Origin of the sequence: Curtobacterium sp. JUb34, assembly GCF_003755065.1 — a bacterium.
Lineage (GTDB): Bacteria > Actinomycetota > Actinomycetes > Actinomycetales > Microbacteriaceae > Curtobacterium.
In genome coordinates, this window is the sequence record NZ_RJVH01000005.1 from 44,620 (window position 1) to 59,142 (window position 14,523).

Below are 14,523 nucleotides of genomic sequence, written 5' to 3' on the forward strand. Positions count from 1 at the left end.
CAGGGGTCCACCGGCGCACCCCGCTCCACACAGCACCTGCAACGAAAGGAACGGGGCAACCGCATGGCCGGTCTCCTCTACCGTCTCGGACGGTTCTCCGCACGACGCCACTGGCTCGTGATCATCACCTGGGTGGTGATCATGGCCGTCGCCGGCGTCACCTACAGCCTGTTCTCGGGCACGATCTCGTCGGCGATCTCGATCCCCAACACCAAGACGAGTCAGGTGCAGGACGAGCTCGCCGACAAGTTCCCGTCCGCGAACGGCGGCAACGGCACGATCGTCTTCGAGACGAAGAACGGCAAGGCGTTCACCGACGCGCAGAAGTCGGAGGTCGCGGACTTCCTGGCCGAGGTCGAGAAGCTCGACGGCGTCAAGGGCGCGACGAGCGGGTTCGACACCCAGGACCAGCTCGACGAGCAGCGCCAGAAGATCGTCGACGGCCGCAAGGAGATCACCGACGGCCGCGCGAAGCTCGAGACCGGCCAGGACCAGCTCGACGCCCAGAAGGCGCAACTGACGTCCGGCAAGCAGCAGATCGCCGACGCGCAGGCGCAGCTGGACGCCCAGAAGGCCCAGGCGCAGGCAGCCGGCTCCGCAGCGGTCCCGGCAGCGCAGGCGCAGGCCGCGGCGGCGCAGCTCCAGCAGGCGCAGGCCCAGATCGACGCACAGCAGGCGCAGATCGACGCCGGCGAGCAGCAGATCGCCGACGCGCAGAAGACGATCGACGCGAACACGAAGAAGCTCGACGACAGCGCCGAGGAGCTGGAGCAGGGCTCGAAGCTCCTCGACCTGTCGAAGGACGTCCGCTTCGTGTCGTCGAACGGCAGCGCGGTCATCGGCACCGTCCAGTTCACGAAGTCGACCTACGAGGTCCCCGCCGACACGAAGACGGCGATCGCGGACGACGCCGACTCGGCCGACATCAGCGGTGTCAACGTGTACGTGTCGAACGACATCGCCCAGGGTGTGCCGTCGATCCTCGGCCCGGGCGAGATCGTCGGTGTCATCATCGCCGCGCTCGTGCTCTTCCTGATGCTCCGCACGATCATCGGTGCGGCGATCCCGCTCGTCAGCGCCGTGCTCGGCGTCGGTGTGGCCTCACTCGCCTCGCTGTCGTTCTCCGGACTGGTCGAGTTCATCTCGGTCACGCCCGTGCTGGGGGTGATGCTGGGCCTGGCGGTCGGCATCGACTACTCGCTCTTCATCCTGAACCGACACCGCACGCAGCTGAAGCAGGGCATGCAGGTGCACGAGTCCATCGGCCTCGCGAACGGCACCTCGGGCAACGCCGTGGTGTTCGCCGGCGCCACCGTCATCGTCGCCCTGCTCGCGCTGAACATCACCGGGATCCCGTTCCTCGGCCTCATGGGCACCGTCGGTGCGGTCGCGGTGTTCTTCGCGATCCTCATCGCCACGTCCTTCACGCCCGCACTGCTGTCCCTGATCGGGATGCGGATCCTGCGGAAGAAGGAGCGCGCGAAGATCGGCAACACCGGCTCGACCCGGGTGCCGAACAAGCCGATGAAGACCTGGCGCGCGATCGTCACGCTCGTCGCCGGCGTCGCCGTGCTCGGTACCATCGCGCTCCCCGCGACGCAGATGCGCCTCGGCCTGCCGACCGGCGCGTCCGAGTCCGTCGACTCGAGCCAGTACAAGGCGTACAAGGCCCTCGACGAGGAGTTCGGCGCCGGTCAGAACGGTCCGCTGCTCGTCGTCGCGACCCTGCCGGAGTCGATCAGCAAGTCCGACGTCACCGCGACCGAGGTCACCATCGGCGAGGCCCTGGCGAAGAACGACGACGTCAAGGCCGTCCTGCCGATCGGTACCTCGTCGGACCGCGACATCATCGCGTTCCAGGTGAAGCCGGCCGGTGGACCGGACAGCATCTCCACCGAGAACCTCGTGAAGGACCTGCGTGAGCAGACCGTCACGACCGACGACGGCACCGTCTCGCTCGGCGTCGCGGGCAACGCGTCGGCCAACATCGACGTGTCCGAGAAGCTGTCGAACGTCCTGCCGCTCTACCTCGTGGTGGTCGTCGGCCTGTCGCTCATCATCCTGATCATCGTGTTCCGGTCCTTCCTGGTCCCGATCACGGCGACGGCGGGCTTCATCCTGTCGGTGATGGCGTCCTTCGGTGGCCTGACCGCGATCTACCAGTGGGGCTGGCTCGGCTCCGTGTTCGGCGTGCACGATCCGGCGCCGATCCTGAGCTTCCTGCCCATCATCGAGATCGGCATCCTGTTCGGCCTGGCGATGGACTACCAGCTGTTCCTGGTGTCCGGCATGCGTGAGGCCTACGCCCACGGCGCCTCGGCGAAGGTCGCGGTCCAGCGCGGGCTGCACGCCGGTCGCGCGGTGGTCACGGCAGCGGCGATCATCATGATCTCGGTGTTCGCGGGCTTCATCTTCTCGGACTCCTCCACCATCAAGCCGATCGGCTTCGGGCTGGCGTTCGGTGTGCTCATCGACGCGTTCGTCGTCCGCATGCTGCTCATCCCGGCCGCGATGCACCTGCTCGGCCAGAGCGCGTGGTGGTTCCCGAAGTGGCTCGACCGGATCGTGCCGGACGTCGACGTCGAGGGCGCGAAGCTCGAGCGGTCGCACCCCGTCGCCGGTCAGCCCGGTCAGCCCGGCCACGAGGACACACACACGGGGTCGCACGCCCTCCCCGTGGCGCCGGACGCCAACGCGCACGACTCGGGGCACCCGCCCGCGCACCGCGCGTAGTCGACGCACCCAGCCTGGAGGCCCGGGGCCGGTCCACGAGACCGGCACCGGGCCTCCCGTGCGTGCGCCCACCCCGCGCCCCGCGACCCGCGACCCGGAGCGCCTGCAACTCTTGCGTCCGCGCCAGTGCGACAAGATCGATGTCGTACGACGTCGATCTTGTCGCATCGACCCGCGAGCCCACAGCGCCCCGAGAACACTTCGTGGGCGAACGGTATCGTGGGCGCATGACCACCGATCCCGACCCGCTCGCGCTCGACCGGCAGCTCTGCTTCGCCCTCGCGGCGACGAGCCGGAGCGTCATCGGGCTGTACCGCGACCTGCTCGAACCGATGGGCCTGACGCATCCGCAGTACCTCGTGATGCTCGCGCTCTGGGAGCGGGACCCGCGGTCGGTGCGCGAGATCGCCGGCGAGCTCCGGCTCGACTCGGCGACGCTCAGCCCCTTGCTCAAGCGGCTCGAGGCCTCGGGCTACGTCCGCCGGACCCGCAGCGCAGCGGACGAACGACAGCTCGAGGTCTCGCTCACCACGGCCGGGCGGGCACTGCGCGACCGGGCCCGGGCGGTCCCGCTGGCCGTCGCCGACCGGCTCGGCTGGCCACTCGAACGCCTCGAGGCACTCAAGGACGACTTGACCGAGCTGCTGGATCGTGTCGACCAGGTGTGATCTGCGGCCGATGGTGCCATAATGGTTCGTGCACGAACGAAAGGATGCACCGTGGGTCGCTTCGGCAAGTGGTACGAACGGTGGAACACGACGCTCATCAACAAGATGGGTCCGTCACAGATCGGCGCCGGGCACCCCGAAGGTGTCGACGACCGGTCGGTGGACCGCGGCTGCCCCATCTGCGGCAAGCCCCTCTCGCTGCACCAGGTGATCCGCCCCGAGGGCCAGGTCCGCTCCTCGACGCTGGTGTGCCCGCGCGACTGACGGCGGGAATTGCACCGAGCAACACGACGTTGCTCCTCTCGTGAAGCTCTTCGAACCCACCTCCTTCGGCGCCCTGCGCCTGTCGAACCGCGTCGTCATGGCCCCGCTCACGCGCACCCGCGCCGGCGAGCACGGGATCCCGAACGACCTGCTCGTCGAGCACTACCGTCAGCGTGCGGGCCTCGGCATGATCATCACCGAGGGCACCTGGCCCGTGCAGGAAGGCCGCTCCTACCCCGGGCAGCCCGGCATCGAGACCGACGAGCAGATCGCCGGCTGGCGCCGCGTCGCCGACGCCGTGCACGCCGAGGGCGGCACCATCGTGATGCAGCTCATGCACGGTGGCCGCGTCTCCCACCCGGACATCTCGCAGACGCCGCGCATCGTCGCCCCGAGCGCCATCGCCGCCCCCGGACAGACCCACACCGCGACCGGCAAGGCCGACATGCCCGTCCCCCACGAGCTGACCACCGCCGAGGTGCAGGACGCCGTGCAGGGCTTCGCGCAGGCCGCCCGCAACGCGATCGCCGCCGGACTCGACGGCGTCGAGGTCCACGGCGCCAACGGCTACCTCGTGCACGAGTTCATGTCCCCGGTGTCGAACACCCGCACCGACCAGTACGGCGGCTCCCCCGAGAACCGCGCCCGCTTCGCGATCGAGGTCACCACCGCCGTCGCCGAAGCCGTCGGCGCGGACCGCACCGGCATCCGCCTGTCGCCCGAGCACGGCATCCAGGGCGTCATCGAGGACGACGCGGCCGACGTCCGCGCGACCTACACGGCGATCGCCGAGGGCCTCGCACCGCTCGGGCTCGCCTTCGTCGACGTCCTGCACGCCGAGCCGACCGGCGACCTCGTGCAGCACGTCCGCCGTACCGCGGGCGCACCGTTCATCGTCAACTCGGGCTTCAGCGCGATGACCACGCGTGAGGAAGCGATCACCGTCGTCCACGACCAGGACATCGCCGACGCGATCGCCGTCGGCCGTCCCGCCATCGCGAACCCGGACCTCGCCCACCGCTGGGAGCAGGACGCGGAGCTCAACGAGCCCCGCCCGGAGCTCTTCTACGGCGCGGGCGCCGAGGGCTACACCGACTACCCGTCGCTGGCCGAGGTGCGCGCGACCGTCTGACGCTGCGCGCGGTTCCGCCGGGGTTCCGCGACACCCCGCGCGCGTGCTGCCGAGGTTCCACGACACCCCGCGTGCGTTCCGTCGAGGTTCCGATCAGGACGGTGCGTGCCCGCGAGGTTCCGAGATCTCGGAACCTTACGGGGTGGGGGCAAGCGAACGACGGACGGGAGGCCCGTGGCGGGACCGCCACGGGCCTCCCGTCTTCTCGCATGCCGTCCCAGGGCACGACGCGCTTCTCGTAGGATCGTCGCAGTGAACACTGCAACGCCGGGCGAGCGGGGCCCCGCGCACCGCGCGCGCGACACGACGCGGTGGGACATCCAGGGCCTCCGCGCCTTCGCGGTGCTGGCCGTCGTCGTGTACCACCTGTGGCCGCACGCCCTGCGGGGTGGCTTCGTCGGCGTCGACGTCTTCTTCGTGATCTCCGGGTTCCTCATAACGGGACTCCTGCTGCGCGAACAGCTCGCCACCGGCACGATCCACCTCGGCCGGTTCTGGTCACGCCGGGCGAAACGCCTGCTGCCGGCCGCGCTCCTCACCATCCTGACCACCGGCGCCGCAGTGCTCGTCGCCGTACCGAGCGCGCTGTGGGGGCAGTACGGCCGCGAGCTCATCGCGTCGACCGTCTACCTGCAGAACTGGGAGCTGGCGGCGAACTCGGTCGACTACCTGGCCTCGGCCGACGACCCCTCGCCGTTCCAGCACTTCTGGTCGCTGTCGGTCGAGGAGCAGTTCTACATCGTCCTGCCCCTGCTGCTGATCGGGCTGGCGGTGGCCGTCCGCGGTCGCCTCTCGACGCTGACCTCCGCACGACTGTTGCTCGGTGCGGTCGTCGTCCTGTCCCTGGTGTGGAGCATCGTGCAGAGCAGCACGAACCCCGGCGTCGCGTACTTCTCCACCGGCACCCGGGCGTGGGAGTTCGCGCTCGGCGGCCTCGCCGCGACCGTGCACCTGCCCGAGGTCCGCACCGAGGTCGCCCGACGAGTGCGGATGATCCTGACGAGCATCGGCGCCGTGGCCCTCGTCCTGTCGCTGTTCGTCATCGGGGCGGAGACGCCGTTCCCCGGGATCGCCGCGCTGCTCCCCGTCGCCGGCGCGACCCTCGTGGTGCTGTTCGGCGGACGCACCGTGTTCGAGTCGATCGGAGCGCTCGGCCCGGTCGCGTTCACCGGACGGATCTCGTACGCCCTGTACCTGTGGCACTGGCCGCTCGTCGTGATCCTGCCGATCATGCTCGGGCGCCCGCTCGACTGGGCGACCAGCACCTCGGTGCTCCTGGTGTCGGTCGGGCTCGCCACGGCCACGACCATCTGGTTCGAGGAACCCGTCCGGTTCTCGAGCTGGCTGCGTGACCTGCGGCCCCGCGGGGTCGTCGCCCTCGGCGTCATCTGCACCTTCACGGTCGTGACCCTCGGCGCCTCGACCCTGACCGCGGTCTACGTGCAGGAGGTCCACGCGGAAGGCGCCACCAAGCAACTCACGAAGCAGCTCGCGACCGAACGGGCGCAGCACGACGAGTCCTGCATCGGCGCCGCGGCACGGATCAGCTCCGCCGACCCCTGCGTCGACCCGGCACTGGCCGACACGCGCGTCCCCGACCCCGCCGCTGCCGAGGACGACGACGCGAACCGCCCCGAGTGCTGGAGCGGCACCTTCCGCACCTGCGTGCTCGGCAAGGCGACCGGCTGGTCCAAGCGCCTGATCGTCATCGGCGACTCGCACAGCAACGCCCTGCTCGGCGCCTACGAGAAGATCGCCGACGACAACGGGTGGCGCATCGACCTGGCCGGCATCGGCGGGTGCTACCTCACCACGGCGCAGCAGAACTCGGTGAACGCCGGCTCGCTGCGCGGCTGCAACGCGTGGAAGCACGCGGCCATCGACTACGTCCGCGCCCACCGCGACGCCGACGCCCTGGTCGTCACCCACTCCGCCACGCAGATGCCCGTCAGCCTGCCGGCCGGACCCTCCCGCGACATCGCGACCCGCAACGGCCTCGTCGACGCCTGGGAGCAGGCCGCCGGCGACGAGCTCCCCGTCATCGCCATCCGCGACAACCCGGTCCCCCGACCCGACGTCATCGCGTGCGTGAGCAAGATGTCCGGACCGACGAACGCGTCGTGCGACCGGCCCCGCTCCGAGGCCCTCGCCCAGACCGACTCATCGATCGAGGCCGTCCGGGCGTTCAAGGCCGCCGGAGGACGAGCCGCGGTCATCGACCTGACCGACTACTACTGCACCGAGACGACGTGCCCCGCGGTGATCGGCGGCGTGCTGGTCTACCGGGACACGACGCACATCACGGCAACGTGGGCGACGTCGTTGGAGCCGTACCTCGAGCGTGGGCTGCAGAAGCAGCTCACGGCGCTCGGGCGCTGAGCTGAGCGCGTGCGCTTCGTGAGCGCTGAGCGCGAGCGCTGAGCGCTTCGTGAGCAGAAATGGTCGAGTCCTGTCGACGACACCCGACCATTTCTGCTCACGAAGTCGCGGCGACTGGCTAGCTGGACCCGAACGCGGGCCTTCGCTGCGGGCGCCGTCCCTCTACTCTTGGGCCGGACCTCGCACGCCCGCAGTTCAGCACGTGCGCCGACTGAACGGAAGACACCCGTGACCGACCTCGCCCCCGAGCCTTCCGCGCCGGCCACCTCCGCCCCGGCCGTCTCCGCCCTGGCAGCCTCCACTCCGAGCACGGACGGGACGCCCGCACTCGCCCCGCTGAGCCTCCTCGCCGTCGTGGCGATCGCGCTCGCCTTCGTCGCCCCGATCGGCGGCGTCGTCGTCGGGTTCATCGCGCGGCACGAGGTCCGACGGACCGGCGAGCGCGGTGACGGACTGGCGTTCGCGGCCATCCTGATCGGCGCGACGCTGACGCTGTTCGGCGTGCTCGTCCCCGGAGCCCTCGCGCTGTCCGGCGTCATCGACTCGACGATCCACCCCTGGGGCTGACTCGACGCCCCGTCCTTCCACCGGCCACTGGCCACCGCGCTCAGTAGTGCCCGCGCCCGATGACGGCGTGCCGCACTCCGCCTGCCGGCGCCGGCACATCGCCGGCGAAACGCGGGATGACGTGCAGGTGGGCGTGGAACACGGTCTGGCCGGCGGACGATCCGTCGTTGAACCCGACGTTGTAGCCGTCCGGATGGTGCTGCTCGTCGAGCCGGGCCTTCAGCAGCGCCACCATCCGGGTCATCGCGGCGAGCTCTCCCCCGGTCGCATCGAACCAGCTGGTGATCCGCCGCTTCGGGATGACGAGCGTGTGACCAGGTGACACCGGGTGTGCATCGAGGATCGCGAAGACGAACTCGTCGTCCGCGACCCACTGCGCTGGTGGGACCTGTTCGAACACGGACGTCGTCGTCATGTTCCCCATCCAACCTCGCCGTGCTTCACTCGGACCATGACCTCGACGACCGTCCTCGCCTCCTGTGCTGTCGGGAACGTCGACTGCCACGACACCGCGTCGGTCGACCTGTTTCCCCCGCTCGTCGTCGTCGGGCTCGTCATCGTGGCCCTGGTCGTGCTGGGGATCGCGCTGCTCGGGCGTCGGCGCCGGTGATCTGAAGCGGGTCAGACGCTGACGATCTCCACCTGCCGCGCGGGAAGAGCGCCGTGCGACGCGGTCGCCAAGCGTGCCGGGAGCACGATGCCCCCAGCGCAGTGCGCCAGGTAGTCGAGGAACGCTCCGACGGTGCTCGACGAGCTGGGCTGCTCGCCGGGTTCGCGCATGTCCTCTGCTGCACGCACGTCGAGCGCACCGTCGACGTCCATGACGGCGATCCGACGGATGCCTCGCCGCGCTCGCACGAAGACGTTGGCGTACCCGCCGACGTTCTCGATCCGACGCAGGAGCACCGGCAGGCGTTCGTGCTCCAGTGCAACGACGACAGGACAGTGTCCGTCGACGTCGACAACCTCGAGTACGAGTTCTGCGAAGGGGCCGACCGCGAGGGCGCGATCGACCTCGACACGGAAGATGTCGAGCTCGGCAAGTTCAGTCATCACTGCCTCTCATGTCCCGGATTGTAACGGCGTACGCCGTCAGGCGGACCAGCGCAGCGTCCAAGTGTTCAGCGACGTCCGCGACACGGTGCAACGGTCCGATCGAGCTGACTGTGCCGTCCTCGTGGTGAAGGTGCACGTGTCCGTGGCAGCAGTCCACGCGCGCGACCTCCCGCCACGCTCCGTCGAGCTGCAGAGCGATCACGATCAACGCGAAGTCGACGAGTCGACCGTCTGCCCGGTAGAGCCGGTGGTCCAGCCGCATCGTGTCCGTGTCGTCGAGGCTCTGGTACCAGCTCCGTTCGACGCAATCTCGTCGATCGGGCGGGCGGAAGCGGCCGCGTTCTTGATCCGCGGCGGCACGTTCCGCAGCGAGGCGCGCGCGGCGCACGTCTCGCCGTGGTTGCTGACCTCGCCGAACCATGCAAGGAAGGTAGACCCGGAGGCACCCGAACCCCAAGGACTTCGAATGCAACATTCGAACTCGCGCACGAACCACCACCAACGACGAAGGGCCCCAGCGGAATCCGCCGGGGCCCTTCATCTGTTCGGTGTCATGCCGTTCAAACGGCACTGCGCGCTCGAAGGGACTCGAACCCCCAACCTTCTGTTCTGTAGCCCAGGCGGCTCGCGACGCCACGCACCGCGGCACAGTGACGCCCATTCGCCGTACGGCACCAGCGGCCCCAACGCCTGTCCCGGCACGAGCGAAGCCCGCGGCATAGCGATGCCTGGGGCCACGCCGTCGTACCCGGTTGCGTAGTGGGGCGACATGTACGAGAACACGCGATCACGTCGCGGCGTGGCCCGCAATGCGGCTGGTCGCTGGTCGTGCATGAAAAGGGCGGCAAACGCCGCGTGGTGTCGGTCACTCGCGGCTTCGCTGCAATTCTTCGCGATCAGCCGTACGGATCCTGTTCCCGGGGGACGAGGACGGACACCTGTCGCCTCGCTGGGTCGGGAAACTCGTCAATCGGCTCCTCGACCGAGACTGGGCCATCCACTCATCGCGGCACCGCTTCGCGTCACGTGCACACCGGGTTAACCGCGACCTCGCCGTCGTTCAAGACCTGCTCGGACATGCTCCCCTGCGACGACCCGCATCTACGTCGCGACCGACGACACGGATCGACGTCGCACCATCGAGGCAATAGCGTCGTAGGACTCACTCTGGCCTGTCGTGCGCCTAAGGTGACACCCATGTGGAGTAGAAAATCACTTCGACTCGCCCTGCGAGCAACGCGCCCAAGTTTGATTGGGGTTCTGTGGGTGGTTGTAGTCGCCGGCTTCGCTCTAGGCGTCGCGAGTCTGCTGGTGAAGCATCTTCACAGCACCACTGGCGCGGCGGCAACGATGCTTGCGGCGAGTATTGCCGGCCTCGTGGCGTTGCGCCTGAACGAGACGGTCGACGCTCGCCGTCTACGCGAGCTCCGGGAACGCCGACAGGAGCCCTACGAAGATCTCGTCGTACAACTGCTGGGATCATTCGCTGGAGCTAACACTGCCGAATCGAAGCGGCGAGCCCGCGTTGCGGTATGGGGGTCACCCGAACTGATCAGGCTGATTACCCACTGGAACACTTTGGTATCGCCGCTTGCAGATCGAGGGCCTGTGCGGATTCCCCCGGAACTTCGCCTGGAACTCATGCGTGCCGTTGCACAAATCGCTCTAGAAGTTCGAAAAGACACAACGAGCGAAAGTCTTCCGGGGGCACTTGACGTCGATTCCATGGCGGCTATGTTCTTCAACGATTTCAGCGAAGCTCGCGACACACATGTGGCGCCCGAAATCAGCCGAGAGCATCTTCCGGTTCAGCCTTGAGGACATCGGGAAAGCCAGCGCTGGTTGTTAGTTTGGAGACGTCGTCCAGCTCCGGGTCTTCGAGCGCTGTGGCCCGGGACACCGATCCGGCACCGATGTGGGTAAGCCACGTGTTGACCAGCGGGATCGCCTTGAGCTTGGACAGGGCGGGGGCGATCGCGACGACGAAGGCGAACGCGCCACCGAGCCTCGTGAGCCACGAGCCGGGCAGGACGTCAACTAAGGCGGCAAGTACCTTCGGGGCCAAGGCTTGGAGCACGGCCACGGATCCGCCGAGGCCAACGAGAAACGCGAGTGCGGTCTGCACAGCGGTGCGCATCCACCTTTGGCGGGTGTACCAGATCGGTTGCACCGTGACGGTGCGCTCGTGGGCGCCCATCACTTGTTCCGGTTCAGGTAGGTGCGGACGATGGCCGCTTCGGCGGCCAGCATCTTGTCGCCGCCCTCGTTGTCGCGCCACCGCTCCAACAGCTCCTTGTGGTCCAGGCTCTGGATGGGTGCGGTTTTGCCCGTGATGGTCCTGCAGACGTAGATCGCCTTCGGCTTGTCGCTCGACTTCTGGACGAGCGGAACGAATGTGTACATGCGGTGCCGCCTAAGGGCGGTTGCTGGTGGGGTGGCGGTCTGATCCGGGGGCGCGGGGGCGAGCCTCCAGCGGCGTCGGAAGCGGCCGAGGATGTAGCACTTGGGTCGGACCCGGTAGGCGGCGGGGCGGGTGTCGGAACCGTTCGCGCCGAACGTGCGGACGTAGCCGTTGCAGAGGTCGGCGACCATGAACTCGACGTGGTTGCCGACGCCGTTGGCGTCCCAGTCGAACAGGAGCACGTCCCACGGCTGGAGGTCTCCGGATCCGGCGGCGTAGGTGCCGTCGCCGGCCGATTTGAAGCCGTCGACCCAGATGATCGGTCCGGGCTTGCCGCCCCAGAGGACGTGCGAGCAGAATGCGGCACAGTCGTCCGTGACGGCCGAGGCTGTCCAGGGCACGGGGAGCTTGTCGCGGGTGCGACCCGCGAGGCTGAGCGCGTACGCCGCGACGCTGGCGACGGTGTAGCGGGCGAATCGGCCGGAGGGCATCCACGCTGGTCCGTGGCCCTTGCGGCGGAGGTCGGCGAGCTGGCGTTTGCTCATGCCGAGCCAGGTCGCGGCGTCGGCCTCGCTGATGAATCCGGGCTCGGTCACGATGTGGCCTTCCTGACGGCGTTCTCCAGGGCGGGGGTGAACCTCGTGGCTCGGATGCCGATCCCGAGTTCTCGGGGGGTCGAGCCGATCCCGAGAGGCCGGTTGCCCGCTTCGCCGTCCCTGCTGGGCCGCGAGCGGCCTCTTCCACCTGGCGGTCTGTCAGCCCTTCGCACACGAACCGCTCTAGAGTCCGTACGGACTGCCAGCCATGTCGGGTGTGGGCGTCCTCTCGGACGCACTGCAGTCGGTCAGCCACGTCGATGCCCCTTCCAGACGACGACGCCCCATGCAGTCCAGCAGATCACTGCTGCAAGAGCGATCCCTACAAGCGGTGTCGTGTCGGTCATTTGTCGTTCTCGCTAGCCTCGTTGACGTGAATGGAGATGTATGGGCAACCCTTTTGGCCACAACGGCGGCTGTCGTGAGCGCAATCGGCGCGCTGCTCTCGTGGCGCTCCAGCGAGCGAATTCGTCGGCTCGCAACTGATGCGCAGTTCCGCTTTGCATGGGCACGAGATCAAGACGGAAGCCTCGTAGCGGTTCTCGACAACATCGGCTCGGTCGTCGCCTATAGCGCTCTGATTGAAGGTCATGACGTTCGCGGCTGGGTGCACTTGCACGGGCCAACAGACATGAAGCCGAAGGCCTACATAGCCCTCACCGGCGTGACGCGTAGAGACCGATACGTCCGGGTTACGTGGATGACGGTTGATGGGCTTCGACGTCGTAAGAAACTCCAAATGGTGGAGCCGACCAAGAGGACGGTCCGAGCCGGTCGCACTGGCTAGGGATCAGAAGTAGCCCACGTCGCCACGGAGGCGGATGCACCAGAGCAACAAGATGAGCGCCCCGATTGCAAGGGATGCGACGACGACGAATTCGGTCATGCGACCGCTCCAATCTGCTCGGCGACGCGGACGCCGCACTCGTTGAGGCACCAGACCGAGGCGGTGTCGGGGTTGTGGACGCCCGATCGGGATGCGGAGCAGCGCTCGACGCTTCCCTGAGCGGAACCTGGGAACGCACCTGTACTTATGTTGAGTAGGTGACCAATGGGGTTCTTACCCTGGTCTTCTGGTTGTTCTTCTGAGGAAAGTCCTTCTGTAGTCGTACGATCTTCCGTGGACGGCTTTTCCGCGTCATGGGATCCCGTGGACGGAAAGTCGCACGACGGCTCTGAGCTGGGGTTTTGCGACTCCGACGGGTCGTCACCGTCCGGATCGGCCTCCAGGACAGCCGGAGCGGCCGAGCGGTTCTCCACAGGTCCCGACGCGGTGTCCCACGGGTCGGAGAAGGTCCAGACATTGCCACCGAACTTCGCGCCGCCCGTGCCGCCCGCCTGCTCGCGTGAGACGTAACCCCATCACTCCAGCTCTTTCAGAGCCGTACGGACAGCAGACAGGCCTTCGCGGGCGCTGTCGTCGTCCTCGCGGAGGCTGGCGGCGAGGTCGCGGATGGTCTGGCTCCAGCCCTCCTTGTGCGACATGAGGTGCACGAGGATCCCGATCGCTCGGTAGCTCAGGCGGCGACCGCGTATCCAGTCGTTGGGAATGCGGGTGAACCCGCGCTGCTCGAACGACAGTCCGTTGCGAGCCTGGGCCCGTCAAGCCGCGCAGGATCGGCATGATTGCTTGGTCAATGGCGACGGGCGTGCCGAGCCAGTGGCTCCAGACAGGCACGACCCCAACAGAAAACGCCCCCGGTCCCGATGACGGGACCGAGGGAGTTGACCGGTTCGGTGATGCTGTGCGCTCGAAGGGACTCGAACCCCCAACCTTCTGATCCGTAGTCAGATGCTCTATCCATTGAGCTACGAGCGCGTGGCCTTGCGGCCGTGGAAGACTCTACAACAGCTCCGGCCCGGGCGCCAATCGAGGCCACCCGACCGCTCCACTCGGCGTGTCGCGAGGCGACAGCCGAGTCCCCGACGTCACAGCGCCGCGGCCTCCTCGCCGAACACCTCGGCCAGGAACACACGCAGGGCCTGCCACGATCGACGGTCCGCGCGCTCCTGGTACTGGGCGCCGTGGTCGGGGGCATCGGTGCCGGGAACGGCGAACGCGTGCATGGCCCCGGCGTACGTGACGACCTGCCAGTCGACGCCGGGTTCGGTCCGCATCTCGTCCTGCCAGGCGTGCACGGCGTCGTCGGGCACGACGGGGTCCGCTCCGCCGGTCAGGACGAGCAGCTTCGCCCGGATCGCCGAGGCGTCGGCGGGGTCGTGCGTGATGAGGCCGCCGTGGAACGACACCGCTCCGACCAGGTCGGCGCCGGTGCGCGCGAGCTCGATCGCGGTGGAGCCGCCGAAGCAGTAGCCGATGACGACGATGCGGGCGGAGTCGACGTCGGGGTCCTGCCGCAGCCGCTCGAGTCCGGCGGTGGCGCGTGCCCGGAGCAGCGGCAGGTCCTGGTAGTACGAACCGGCGACCTGGCCGGCGGTGTCGTCACCGGGCCGGACGCCGGCGCCGTAGATGTCCGCGCCGAAGGCCACGTAGCCGAGGCGGGCGAGCATCGTCACGCGCGCTTCGACGTGCTCGTTCACGCCGTGCCAGTCGTGCACCACCAGGACGGCGGGGCGGGGCCCGGCGATGGCCGCGTCCTTCGCGAGCACGCCGAGCAGGTCGGTGCCCTCGTGGTCGTAGTGGACGGGCTCGACACGGATGTCGGCGCCGGCGGGTTCGGGAACGGTCTGCAGGACGTCGTCGATGGTGGTCACGTCGTCCGACGG

Annotated in this window: 14 protein-coding genes and 1 tRNA gene; 8 read left to right on the forward strand and 7 right to left on the reverse strand. The window is 68.4% G+C overall.

Translation table 11 applies throughout. The features are described 5' to 3' along the window. The first annotated feature begins 63 nt into the window (after positions 1 to 63). The 6 genes from EDF63_RS16775 to EDF63_RS16800 all read left to right on the forward strand — a co-directional run bounded on the left by EDF63_RS16775 (position 64) and on the right by EDF63_RS16800 (position 7,743). Positions 64 to 2,733 carry an MMPL family transporter gene (locus EDF63_RS16775; protein WP_123314144.1) on the forward strand — a complete coding sequence of 890 codons (2,670 nt, stop codon included), beginning with the start codon at positions 64 to 66 and terminating at the stop codon, positions 2,731 to 2,733. Positions 2,734 to 2,960: 227 nt separating this feature from the next. Next, positions 2,961 to 3,401, forward strand: coding sequence for a MarR family winged helix-turn-helix transcriptional regulator (locus EDF63_RS16780; protein ID WP_123314145.1), 441 nt, complete (start codon positions 2,961 to 2,963; stop codon positions 3,399 to 3,401). 51 nt (positions 3,402 to 3,452) lie between these two features. After that, positions 3,453 to 3,665 (forward strand): hypothetical protein, encoded by a 213-nt coding sequence (locus EDF63_RS16785; RefSeq protein WP_173169183.1) that lies wholly within the window; start codon positions 3,453 to 3,455, stop codon positions 3,663 to 3,665. Between the two features lie 40 nt (positions 3,666 to 3,705). Further along, positions 3,706 to 4,797, forward strand: a complete 1,092-nt coding sequence (locus EDF63_RS16790) for an alkene reductase (RefSeq protein ID WP_123314147.1) — start codon at positions 3,706 to 3,708, stop codon at positions 4,795 to 4,797. Positions 4,798 to 5,049: 252 nt separating this feature from the next. Next, entirely contained in the window at positions 5,050 to 7,176 is a 2,127-nt protein-coding gene (locus EDF63_RS16795; RefSeq protein ID WP_185021487.1) for an acyltransferase family protein, read from the forward strand. A gap of 228 nt (positions 7,177 to 7,404) precedes the next feature. Beyond that, positions 7,405 to 7,743 carry a DUF4190 domain-containing protein gene (locus tag EDF63_RS16800; RefSeq protein WP_185021488.1) on the forward strand — a complete coding sequence of 113 codons (339 nt, stop codon included), beginning with the start codon at positions 7,405 to 7,407 and terminating at the stop codon, positions 7,741 to 7,743. A gap of 40 nt (positions 7,744 to 7,783) precedes the next feature. Here EDF63_RS16800 and EDF63_RS16805 read toward each other — a convergent pair whose 3' ends face one another. After that, on the reverse strand, positions 7,784 to 8,158 hold the full coding sequence (locus EDF63_RS16805) for an HIT family protein (protein WP_260233152.1): 375 nt from the start codon (positions 8,156 to 8,158) through the stop codon (positions 7,784 to 7,786). Positions 8,159 to 8,194: 36 nt separating this feature from the next. On the opposite strand from EDF63_RS16805, the gene EDF63_RS18795 reads away from it, so the two are divergent. Next, positions 8,195 to 8,353: a hypothetical protein gene (locus tag EDF63_RS18795; protein ID WP_185021489.1), complete on the forward strand. Its 159-nt coding sequence runs from the start codon at positions 8,195 to 8,197 to the stop codon at positions 8,351 to 8,353. 11 nt (positions 8,354 to 8,364) lie between these two features. On the opposite strand, the gene EDF63_RS16810 is transcribed toward EDF63_RS18795, so the two are convergent. Beyond that, a complete protein-coding gene (locus EDF63_RS16810) occupies positions 8,365 to 8,796 on the reverse strand; it encodes a hypothetical protein (RefSeq protein WP_123314151.1) in 432 nt (143 codons plus the stop codon). A gap of 1,200 nt (positions 8,797 to 9,996) precedes the next feature. Here EDF63_RS16810 and EDF63_RS18460 point away from each other — a divergent pair. Then, positions 9,997 to 10,617, forward strand: coding sequence for a hypothetical protein (locus EDF63_RS18460; RefSeq protein ID WP_148061811.1), 621 nt, complete (start codon positions 9,997 to 9,999; stop codon positions 10,615 to 10,617). Here the strand turns inward: EDF63_RS18460 and EDF63_RS16825 are convergent. The 5 genes from EDF63_RS16825 to EDF63_RS16840 all read right to left on the reverse strand — a co-directional run bounded on the left by EDF63_RS16825 (position 10,586) and on the right by EDF63_RS16840 (position 14,511). Further along, entirely contained in the window at positions 10,586 to 10,996 is a 411-nt protein-coding gene (locus EDF63_RS16825; RefSeq protein WP_123314153.1) for a hypothetical protein, read from the reverse strand. The two genes, EDF63_RS18460 and EDF63_RS16825, sit on opposite strands and share 32 nt — an antisense overlap. After that, complete coding sequence (locus tag EDF63_RS16830; protein ID WP_123314154.1) at positions 10,996 to 11,796, reverse strand: hypothetical protein; 801 nt, start codon at positions 11,794 to 11,796, stop codon at positions 10,996 to 10,998. The genes EDF63_RS16825 and EDF63_RS16830 overlap by 1 nt, the downstream gene beginning before the upstream one ends. A gap of 1,362 nt (positions 11,797 to 13,158) precedes the next feature. Next, entirely contained in the window at positions 13,159 to 13,281 is a 123-nt protein-coding gene (locus EDF63_RS19015; protein WP_260233153.1) for a hypothetical protein, read from the reverse strand. Positions 13,282 to 13,542: 261 nt separating this feature from the next. Next, positions 13,543 to 13,615 (reverse strand) — tRNA-Arg (locus EDF63_RS16835). A gap of 110 nt (positions 13,616 to 13,725) precedes the next feature. Then, positions 13,726 to 14,511 carry a dienelactone hydrolase family protein gene (locus EDF63_RS16840; protein ID WP_123314155.1) on the reverse strand — a complete coding sequence of 262 codons (786 nt, stop codon included), beginning with the start codon at positions 14,509 to 14,511 and terminating at the stop codon, positions 13,726 to 13,728. Between the last annotated feature and the right edge of the window lie 12 nt (positions 14,512 to 14,523).